At 55.0% G+C, this 9,577-nt stretch carries 9 protein-coding genes and 1 pseudogene; 3 read left to right on the top strand and 7 right to left on the bottom strand.

Going from position 1 to position 9,577, the window contains the following annotated elements; all coding sequences use genetic code 11:
* Positions 1-6: 6 nt before the first annotated feature.
* The 6 genes and pseudogenes from FHW92_RS12150 to FHW92_RS12130 all read right to left on the bottom strand — a co-directional run bounded on the left by FHW92_RS12150 (position 7) and on the right by FHW92_RS12130 (position 4,142).
* Positions 7-669: a lasso peptide biosynthesis B2 protein gene (locus FHW92_RS12150; RefSeq protein ID WP_168603482.1), complete on the bottom strand. Its 663-nt coding sequence runs from the start codon at positions 667-669 to the stop codon at positions 7-9.
* A 59-nt stretch (positions 670-728) separates the two neighbouring features.
* Complete coding sequence (locus FHW92_RS26075) at positions 729-863, bottom strand: hypothetical protein (RefSeq protein ID WP_282599736.1); 135 nt, start codon at positions 861-863, stop codon at positions 729-731.
* Positions 864-1,025: 162 nt separating this feature from the next.
* Positions 1,026-1,646, bottom strand: coding sequence for a GntR family transcriptional regulator (locus FHW92_RS12145; protein WP_168603481.1), 621 nt, complete (start codon positions 1,644-1,646; stop codon positions 1,026-1,028).
* 13 nt (positions 1,647-1,659) lie between these two features.
* On the bottom strand, positions 1,660-2,067 hold the full coding sequence (locus FHW92_RS12140; RefSeq protein ID WP_168603480.1) for a transcriptional regulator: 408 nt from the start codon (positions 2,065-2,067) through the stop codon (positions 1,660-1,662).
* 413 nt (positions 2,068-2,480) lie between these two features.
* Positions 2,481-3,315: pseudogene (locus FHW92_RS12135) on the bottom strand (IS5 family transposase).
* Positions 3,316-3,419: 104 nt separating this feature from the next.
* On the bottom strand, positions 3,420-4,142 hold the full coding sequence (locus tag FHW92_RS12130; RefSeq protein ID WP_168603479.1) for a hypothetical protein: 723 nt from the start codon (positions 4,140-4,142) through the stop codon (positions 3,420-3,422).
* A 520-nt stretch (positions 4,143-4,662) separates the two neighbouring features.
* Between FHW92_RS12130 and FHW92_RS12125 the strand changes: the two genes are divergently transcribed.
* Genes FHW92_RS12125 through FHW92_RS12115 form a run of 3 tightly spaced genes read left to right on the top strand, consistent with a single transcriptional unit; the run spans position 4,663 to position 5,967 of the window.
* The gene (locus FHW92_RS12125) at positions 4,663-5,145 is read left to right on the top strand and encodes a helix-turn-helix transcriptional regulator (RefSeq protein WP_168603478.1); all 483 of its coding nucleotides are present in this window, start codon (positions 4,663-4,665) and stop codon (positions 5,143-5,145) included.
* 56 nt (positions 5,146-5,201) lie between these two features.
* Positions 5,202-5,540, top strand: coding sequence for a hypothetical protein (locus FHW92_RS12120; RefSeq protein ID WP_168603477.1), 339 nt, complete (start codon positions 5,202-5,204; stop codon positions 5,538-5,540).
* A 19-nt stretch (positions 5,541-5,559) separates the two neighbouring features.
* On the top strand, positions 5,560-5,967 hold the full coding sequence (locus tag FHW92_RS12115) for a hypothetical protein (RefSeq protein ID WP_168603476.1): 408 nt from the start codon (positions 5,560-5,562) through the stop codon (positions 5,965-5,967).
* Positions 5,968-6,315: 348 nt separating this feature from the next.
* On the opposite strand, the gene FHW92_RS12110 is transcribed toward FHW92_RS12115, so the two are convergent.
* Entirely contained in the window at positions 6,316-6,657 is a 342-nt protein-coding gene (locus FHW92_RS12110; protein ID WP_168603475.1) for a hypothetical protein, read from the bottom strand.
* Positions 6,658-9,577 lie beyond the last annotated feature (2,920 nt).

Raw genomic sequence — 9,577 nt, 5'->3', positions numbered from 1 at the left:
CCTGTCTCACAGTACGGCGATCGGCTGAAAGAATGAAACCCGCTCGATGCTGTCACCGATCAGCAGATCGCCTTGCTGGACCCAGCAATGGGCGCCGAACGGGCGCGTCGCGACGCCCAGCACCAGATCTGCGCGGTGTCCCGACAGCTCAAGCAGGTCGCGCATGACCAGTGAGCGCTCCAGGCAGCGATCGGCGCGTGAGAGGATCAGACCGGCAAGATCGAAGGCAGCGACTAAGGATGCCACGCTGACCAATAGGCGCGCGCCGGCGCGGTGCGACCGGCGCTTCCCAGCCTGTTGCAGCACAAATTTGGGAAACAGGCGCAGCCGAAGTCGCATCACCAGCAGCATGGGCAGGACAAGGGGAAGCAGCGCCAGCGTGGTCATACCGGACATCCCTGCGACTTCGCGGGTGGGAAGTGCATGATGCGTAACGAGGGCAGCACCGCTCTTAGCTGCACCCGGAACTTTTATCAGCAGGCCGATCGCTTCCAATCGGTCTAAATCGGCAATCTGCTCTTCATGAAGTGACACGCCTTGAACAAGACCAAGAAAGGCCTGGCCCGCTTCACTGCCCAGCTGGAAGTAGCGGTTGGCGGTAAGATCCAGAAAGATAGGCGTGTTATCACGCAGGCAGCAATGGATGCCGGGTTTCAAAGCGAAGGCCATAGGATCTCTCGCATAAAACAATCCGGCAGGTGCAGCCCCGCCGGATTGCTCTTTCAGGTTCAGTCGGTCAGACCGCCACCGGCGATCTGCTGGCCGACCTGGTCCAGGCCGTTGCCCTGCGCGCCGCGGGTTTCACTGGTCGCTTCGCCCAGATCGATCAGGTCGCTCTGCTGTTCGTTCATCCGTTCCATCATTACCTCCATCGAGATCGGCTGCCTGGTTGCAGCCAACAGCAGGATAGGGATGGGCGGTGAAAATCGACGATCTCATAAGATCTCGCAGGCGATACAATTCGGGCAACGACTGCCTGAACGGCAGGTCAGATTGAAGCGCAAATTCATGGCATTCCTCGGCAATCACGGCATGAGCAGAGCCGCTGCAATCCTGCCCACCCGGCGCAGACGCCGCCGGTGATAGGCCCACAGCGCCTCGAAACGGTCCGGACCTGAACCATGCAGGGTCGCCATCATCACCGCATTCAATTCGCCAGCAAGATTGGTAAGCACGCGCCCTTCCCGGAGTCGAACCGGATGGAGGCGGTCATTGGCGCCACGGAGCGCACGGGCAAACTCCTGATTGCCGGCGCTGCGCGCGTATGCATGGAACAGCGCAGTCGCCGCTTCAGCAATTCCGGCATCGCTCGCAGCCGGAGGCAGAGGGCTTATCTCCAACGAACCATCTCGCGTTTGCGATCCGGATTTGACGACAAGGCGGATGAGGTGACTATGCCATGCGTAGAGGTCACGCAGCGCTTCTTCCGGCATCGACGGTACGCGATAGCCCCCGCCACCGGCGATCTCGAGCATGCCCTCGCCAACCAATCGCTGGGCACCATCGCGCAGCGGAGAAACCGACACGCCATATTCACTGGCCGCAATTCGCTCGACCACCGTGCTGCCTGGCGCAAAGCGGCCGTGCATGATGTCTTTGCGGAGCAACTGGTGAGCCCTTTCGGCGGCTACGGGTTCGGGTGCCATCTTCGCGCGCTCCCTACCGCGAGCCGTCCGGCTGACCGGATCGGCTGACCTGCCGGGCCAACACAGCAGCGTGGTACCGGACCACGATCTCAAGCATATCATGCTCCAGATCCCACAGATCGTCCTGCATCAGCAATTCGCGCGGTATCGTCATCTTGTGCTCCATCGCCAGGATCGGGATGAACAGATGGGGGGTTGTCATGCTCAGGCTATGAGCGCAGCGCACATGATCCTCGATCATCGAATGAGGTGAGCCGCCCTCGATTTCCCGGAGCCAGCGCTCGCTGCGGCCCACCGCCTGCGCCAGATGGCGCTGCGACACGCTGTCCCTCCGGCGCCGGCGCTCGATCAGCTTGCCCGACAGATTCTTGATCGCCGAGAGAATCTCATCATCGCTTCCAAACGGATTTTGAAGCACCATCTGCAGGTCTCCCCGACAGCGGCCCAAAGTCCAAAGCGCATCGCCCAAGGCAAAATGTTGAATATAAATCTATCGGTCAATCAGAAACTTATCGCAAGTACGAGAGCAATATTATTGCTCTCATGAAGCGCTTTAGCCGCTGCAATGCCACCGCGCCTTCGCCAGCGATAGTTCCGGTCGATACGGCGGAACGATTCGCCTTCCACCTGTTACCAAAGAAGTTGATGACGGTGATCTGATCTCTAAAAGCCGGTTTGCTTGGAGTAATATCTGTTCGCACTCCATTGCCCTGACAGGGGTGTGCGAGAACCAGTGAAGGCAGCGAGAGTTCGAATGCGAAGAAGGCGTCCACGTCCATTGTGGACCACGGCGCAGCTGGAGCGGCAATGGTGTCTGGGATAGGCAGGGATCATTCAGGCGGCATAATTCAACGGACAATAAAGCAGGGAGGCATGCTCCCGGTGTTGCCGTTGGACTAGGAATGCTGCAGAACCGCCGCCCATGGCAATGAGGATCATGGCGAGTGAAACGCCGATCCGCTTCTCGTAATCTCGCATGAGCCTGCGCCACCGTGTCATCCAGCCAAAGGATCTCGCAACGACCCAGCGCCGGGGTAAGACCTTGAAGCCCTGCCGGTTGTCGCTGCGGCGAATGACCGCGATGACGAAGTCCAGATAGCTGGCCTTGCCCATTAGCTTGAGACAATCGTAAAACCCATCGGCGAAGAGATGTTTGATCCAAGGCCTGCGCTTGCGGATGCCATTGAGGATTGCCTGGTCGCCAGCACTGTGGGAAATATCCCCCGTGGTGAGGTTGATCATCAGCAGTCTGCCATCGCTATCGACGGCGATGTGCCGCTTGCGCCCGAGCACCTTCTTGCCCGCATCAAACCCGCGCTTTTCTGCCCTTGGAGCCTTGACCGACTGGCTGTCGATCACGCTCGCGCTCGAGCATCAACTCAATGCCGTGGATCGTCTGGAAGAGGAACCTGCGCACCAATTCCCGGAATCAGCCATATACCGTCTGCCACGCCCCGAAGTGGATCGGCAGCATCCGCCAGCCACAACCTTAACGCACGAGATAGCGCACCGCATCGATCACCTGGCGAGCCGATGGCGAGCTAAGCTAAATCCACTTCGCGAGGGCGGCCGCGTCGCCCCTGCTTGGGCTCAACGGAGCAATGCGCTCCCATTCCTCATCGATCAGGTCGCTGGGATAGCGCTTGGTCTTCTTGGCAATCTGGGCCACCCGCCCCCGGCTCTGCTGCGTTCACATCCAGAGCCTGAATCAGACCAACCCCACCGTCGCAACCCCAAAAGCCGATTTCCCAAACGGACTCTGAGCGTATACCGCTATTTCAGCGTTACGGTCAGGTTCCACAGCACAGCCGCGCCCTGGATCGTCACAGTCGTCAACTCAAAGATCTTAGCCAGCCGGGTATCCCCTTTGGCAAGGACACGATAGATCATGTAATGAAGCGCGCCCGTACCCGCTTTTATACCGGCAACGCGGGCCCAACTCGGACGAGCACCGCCATAGAGCGGGTTCTTTTCATCGCAGATTCGGCGCTCGACACAACTGATGGTCGCGGCAGCGTCGGCCAGATTAAGCACCTGAAACATGATCTCAAGGCGGCCGATATCGCGCTGCGCCCGTCTCAATTGCTGCGCGCGCTCATCCAGTGGATCAGGAGACGTTGATGCGGTCGGAACGGCCGGATCAACCGAACTGAAGGCAGCGGTCGAAGCGGCCTGCTCACGTTCTGGTAAAGCCCCCACTTCCATCTTGCGCGGTGCATGGTGAGCCAACATGCTCACTGTTTCTTCAGCGCTAAGCGCCCCTTCGGCCTCATCAGTCGCTCGGAACGATATCACCTTCGACAAGTGAGGCGGCACGACTGTGGCGATGTCAAAAGCGTCACCCTCTGCATGTGCACAGCCAGAAAATGAAAAGAATGCAGAAAAAAATACAACGACACCCTTTATTTGGATTAATATTCTTTTGACGCTGCGATTTTTCTTAAATTCCACCGTCGCAAAACTGCCGAATTCACTTGGCTCCCGTGCAAGAGTCATCACCGCCTCCATCGTCTGAAGTGCGGTAAATATCGATTACTGAGAATATTTACTCAGGAACATAGTCCATTTTACTGAGCAACCAGTCTTTGTATGATGAATTTGGATCAAATATTTAGGTATTTTCCCTTGGCTCACTGGGCCATAGCCAGGGGGTTCCTTTCAAGACCGACGGTCACCCCCTGCCCCGCGCCAACTGCCGCCGAGAAGTGGCTCGGATTTGGCATTCCACCAGATCGGGTAAAAGACTTCCTAGCGACGGAGAGGCCTAAGGTTCAATCGATGACCGTGGAGGCCATATCGGGCGGTGGACTTGGCTATTGCGAATAGTTGAGTTTCCCACCTATTGGACTTCAGCCATTTGCGGGCCTGATTTTGAGCGACATCATTTCCTTCATCGACAATCGGATGCCAAGGAAATCGCCGGAAATCGGCCATTTGACTAACGAATCGTTTACCAGCGATGGAAAGTTCTTCTATTCCGTGTGGATAGACGCATGTCTGGGGGAAGAACATCAACATGGCGGAAGTTCAGCTCGATCTCCTTTCTGAGCAGCAAAAGGCCTGCCTGCGACTGGTTGCGCAGGGGATGACCTCGAAGGAAATCGGCAAAGCTCTCAACTTATCGAATATGACAGTTGACGATTACATCCTCACTGCCCGCACGAGGCTGGGCGGGGTCAATCGCCGGCAAGCCGCACAAATGCTGGTTTCATGGGAATCCGCCCCCCCCCAATCAGTGCCGCAATTGGTACCCCAATCTTTAGGGCCCCACCCGCAGACGATTGCTCTAGGCGACACCCCAAAGCAAATAGTCGAAGCCGGCCGCGAGGAGCGCTCCATTGAGTTCCTTTACCGCAGGCTTCCACCTATCGGGGGACGCGAAAATGATTTCACGACGCCAGAACGGATTATCGGCATGGGCCATATCGGCTTCCTGGCCGCCCTCCTCCTGGTTCTGACGACCGCGATCATAATGGGGGTGATTGCTCTCATTCGTTGAACCCGACCTATGAATTGAGCAGACGCAATCCCCGCAAGGGCGTCAAAGGAGAGGTCATGCATCAGTTTTCCGTTGAGTCCGTTCAGGCCGTTGCCAAAGACGTTCGTTCTGTATTTGCCAGTGCCGACAGCACGCTGCTGGAAGCCGCCCGCCTCATGGTCAATTTTATTTCTGCAACGACTCAGGCGGACGTCGGGCCAGCCCAGACTCAAAAGACGCTCAAAGCCGTCAGCGCGGGCATTGATCGCATGATCGAGTGTCGGGCCGAGCTAATTCGCGCCCATCAGACGATGACGCTCCTGAAGGACGACAGCAACCTTGCAGTTGTAGATTTCGGCTGCTGGTTTGGCCGCAAAACCGATACTCAACCCACTTTGGTGCCGGTGGCGGCGTAAGCAAAGTCAGGTTTGCATCATGGCATATCTCGCCGTCAGCTTTATCATGTTGCTTCTAATGTGCTGCATTTTCGCTATTCGTCACGGTGGTAGCGATGCGCGCGCTGCGGTGGCCATGATGCTGACGGCGACCTTGCTCACCAGGCTGGTCACAGGCCTGTCCCATGAGCAGTGGCCCATGGCGATCATTGACGGTTTGCTTCTGGTCGGCCTTTTGCACATTGCCCTGAAAAGCAAGGCATTTTGGCCACTATGGACCACTGCGTTTCACGCGACAACCGTAACCGCTCATAGCGCGGTAGCCTTTTCAAATCATGTCGATTTCAAAATCATGGCGGGCGTCACATCGATCTGGAGCTTGTTCAGTTTGGTTGTCATGCCTTTGGGCATAATGGTCGACCAGAGATTCGGGATAATGCGAGACTAACCCAACATTAGATTCAATTATGATTTATTTAAAATTTTCCATAAATAAAATAAAATTCTTCATAAACTCCTCATATATTAAAAGTTATATTAAATTTATTATTTCTTCTTTCATATATCTAACTAATATATCGAATTTTAATATTGATCAATTTTGCAGATCCGGAGTTTCTTTCGTTGAACATTCCCGCAACCGTTCATTCACTGGACGTTCAGCAATAAAAATCAGATATTGCCATCAGTAACAAATATGATTTCGGCCAAGGTGGCTGGGTCATCTTGTTCACTTTGGCGGTTGGAAGCAGGGAGAAAAGCATGAATCATGCTCTTTCTGATGAGGATTGGGGCCTCATCGCATAACCGTTTGGCCGAACGGAAGTGCACCTGCGTCCACTTGTAAATGCTGGTTGTGAAATCCCCAGAAGTCCACCGCCTTGTTCGTTTCGGGGGCCATCAGCACCGTCCCATAGCGCTTACCCTTGCGCCAAGCCCAATCGTCTACGCTCAGGATGCGTGATGCTGGTCGCATTCGCGGCCCCACTGTCCGCACGATGCGCACCATGGTATCGGCGCTGAAAGGCATACTGAGCCGCTCAATCAATCTGGCGCCAGCTTCGCTTCCCAGCGTAAGGCCAACAGATCTCTGGATGTCGTCCAAACGCTTGGCCCGTCGCCCGCGCGAAACCATCACGTCATCGGCACTTTGTGCGAAAATCTGTGGCTGACAGCGGACGTTACCACATCGCATGCGCCGAACCCGGAGTTGAATGGATACCGATCGGCCTTGCCACTATAAGTCTGCAATTCGGCGCTCATATCGGCTGAGCAGCCTGTGCCACACCTGCCCGCAGCCGGGGCATATGGCGATCATTGCGCGTGGGCGGCATTGAATGGCGACTTCGTTGCCATCGTCCTGGACATGGTCAACCACAAATGACGATGACATGAGCGGTAAAACGCGCTTTGGCATGGAGAAGTATCACCTCCCGCTGATTCACCATTTGAATCAATGAGCTTCCATCCAGTCGCACCGAAATTGCGGGAAAGCCCACATTTGGGGAGGACAACCAGCACTCACATCCGCTCGCCGAACTTTCTCATCAGGGCGAAGCGATGGCGGCCGGCGGCGGATTCCTCATGCGATCTGACACAATGGGGATGCCGACGAAAATTTGGACACCCGCATGTTGTACATGTATCGCCACGCTGACAGAAATCGAACAGTCTAATTCTCGGCAAGCGGAAGCTGAAACGAAGATTTACTTGAGACCCTTGGCAAGGCATCGGTTATGATCGAGCCGGACCAGGATGCGTTCAAAAATCCACAGGATGGAGATGTCCAGAGGTATCGGTGAGGATGTGCCGCGTGCGTCCTTTGACATTCTTACCCGCATCGCAGCCCCCCCGTGACCACTCGATTCCATGGTTCTAACTCACTGGTTATAGAGGACACCCTACGGGGAGATGCGCCTTAACCGCCTGGCTTGCGCGCCTGCATTAACTGGGCGCGATTGATTTCAGCCATAGCCCAATGTCACGCCCCAGCACGAACCCGCACCGCACGGTTGATGTGGCGGGAAGCATACCAGCATGCATTCGCCAAGACGGGCCGCCGCACAACAGATAGTGGATTGCCCCGACAGAATGGCGGATTGTCCACTTGCGGGGAAGGCCCACTTTCGATGTCGAAAAAGACCAACCGCGGGATTTCCTGCCCAATTTCCGTCAAATCGGCTGTTAAACGATCGAACCGTTAGCTTCGAGTCTTTGTGCCAAGCGCATTCATGGAGGTGGCCACGGTATGGGGTGAGGCATCCCTGGCTGCTTAAACCGCCGCGCGGAAATCGGACATGGCCGGGCGCTCTACAAGCAACGCAACCTCATCGAGCACATGCTTAACCGCGCGGTCGCCACCCGTTACGAAGAACCGGCCAACAGCCTCCTTGGCATGGTCAATCTTGGCCCCCAGATATGGACACAGTTCTGCCCACTCCCCTTTTCTGCAAAATTGAGGGCCGTGCCGCAGATGCAAATTGCAATGATAATTGCTAATCAGGCACTAGGTGGCAATGCCGCCCGTGCGGCTCCCGAATTCTCAACCTGCGATCGGCCGGAGCTAATTTTCATTTAACCTGTGGAAAACGAACTGAAACCGTAAGGAATTTTTCGTCCTAACTCGCGTTTTTTCTGTAGCCATCCCGATTATTTTTCCAGATTAACCATCAGGTAACCATTAAAAATGGAAAAACTCAATTTTTTTGGGTGAATGATCCAAAAAACAAGGGCGTAAAAGTTAGGGCAATTAATCTTCAATTCGGCGCAGCACGCATATAAGATAATGATATAAAAGAATTTATATGAATTTTTTATGCTGCCGATTTGAGGGAATAGGCTCTGCTGCGATTGAAAAAATTTCATCTTGTCATAGAATCGATCCGAATCAGAGGATTCCCTGTGATTCACCGCAACCATCTGATGGGGCTCAGTATGGCAAGAAACGTATTGGTGCAGTGTATCTGCGACTTTTGCGGCGAGACCGTAATTTGTCGTGCAAACTACAATAGACATCATGATTTATATGAGGATGGACTACCAGAAGGTTGGGAATACGTGGATGCTATCGACCACGCATTAATCAACCATCAGGGCGATCATTGCCCAAACTGCGCGCTGTCATTCAGTAAGTATATCGAGCGATTTTGCGCGCGCTGGATGAAATACGTCAGATTGAAAAACAACAAAATCCCTGAAACAGTCCCAAATAGATAGGCATAAATACGCCTGAAATCCCAAAGCCAAATCGCGTTAGAAGTCTGGCTTAGGAAAAAAATCCTTACAGATGCTTAATCTAAGCATCGCCTGGAAAATAAATTTGGTGCAAATCTCCTTGAGACTTGCATGCTTTTGCTTTTCTGGCCGTGCGGTGCAGGGGGAAGGAGTCGATTGACGCCTTTCCGACGAAAATTGGGGCTTCGCCGCACTTCCATCTGGCCGGATGGTTGTGCCCCTGCGCCTGCCGGCAAGCAATTCCGCCTACACATAGAATGGAGTAAAGTACAATAGTGTTAATTACTAATATGGGCTCAAGGCCCATAAGTCGGGCTTGGGAGGTCCTGCGGGGTTCAGGAATGGACCAATCTGACGGGCGCGACCAGGCCCGCTACCCATGACCCCGTCGACCTCGCAAGGACAGCCCAACGGCGCGGGAGGAGGCAAAAGTTTTTTTGATCTGGGTGAGGTCCGGTGGGGAATATCCATCTGTCCGACACGCTCGTGCGGGGCAGCATGGCTGCGGGCACAGATGAAGTCCGCGGTCATCTCCTCTGATCGCATCGACTACGCGCCCGCTGGCAGTTAAGAATGGGATCTATCAACTGCTTGTTCGGCATAGCTTGGAAGCGGTGAAGCCAGGACCTGAAGCTTTTCGCAGAGTCCGATTTGTGGGCAGGAGCTTTCGTTATGAGCAAGGCGCGGAGCAAGCTGGGCGGCTCGAAGAAGGTAACGCCCGGACATTAAGCCCGATGTTTTGGTTGCCCTGTCCAGCGGATATTCGCTGCGCCCCTCCTATTTAGGGGGCGATTCGCGTCACTCCGGCAGCGCGCCGCTCATGC

The organism is Novosphingobium sp. SG707 (assembly GCF_012275515.1).
GTDB lineage: Bacteria > Pseudomonadota > Alphaproteobacteria > Sphingomonadales > Sphingomonadaceae > Novosphingobium.
Note: the sequence above shows the minus strand (reverse complement) of the source record. Positions and strands in the feature narration are given on the sequence as shown.

Bases quoted from the DNA above. Each gene is read 5' to 3' on its own strand.
- FHW92_RS12150 (WP_168603482.1), bottom strand. From the start codon at position 669: ATGGCCTTCGCTTTGAAACCCGGCATCCATTGCTGCCTGCGTGATAAC.
- FHW92_RS12120 (WP_168603477.1), top strand. From the start codon at position 5,202: ATGCATCAGTTTTCCGTTGAGTCCGTTCAGGCCGTTGCCAAAGACGTT.
- FHW92_RS12145 (WP_168603481.1), bottom strand. From the start codon at position 1,646: ATGGCACCCGAACCCGTAGCCGCCGAAAGGGCTCACCAGTTGCTCCGC.
- FHW92_RS12140 (WP_168603480.1), bottom strand. From the start codon at position 2,067: ATGGTGCTTCAAAATCCGTTTGGAAGCGATGATGAGATTCTCTCGGCG.
- FHW92_RS12130 (WP_168603479.1), bottom strand. From the start codon at position 4,142: ATGACTCTTGCACGGGAGCCAAGTGAATTCGGCAGTTTTGCGACGGTG.
- FHW92_RS26075 (WP_282599736.1), bottom strand. From the start codon at position 863: ATGATGGAACGGATGAACGAACAGCAGAGCGACCTGATCGATCTGGGC.
- FHW92_RS12115 (WP_168603476.1), top strand. From the start codon at position 5,560: ATGGCATATCTCGCCGTCAGCTTTATCATGTTGCTTCTAATGTGCTGC.
- FHW92_RS12125 (WP_168603478.1), top strand. From the start codon at position 4,663: ATGGCGGAAGTTCAGCTCGATCTCCTTTCTGAGCAGCAAAAGGCCTGC.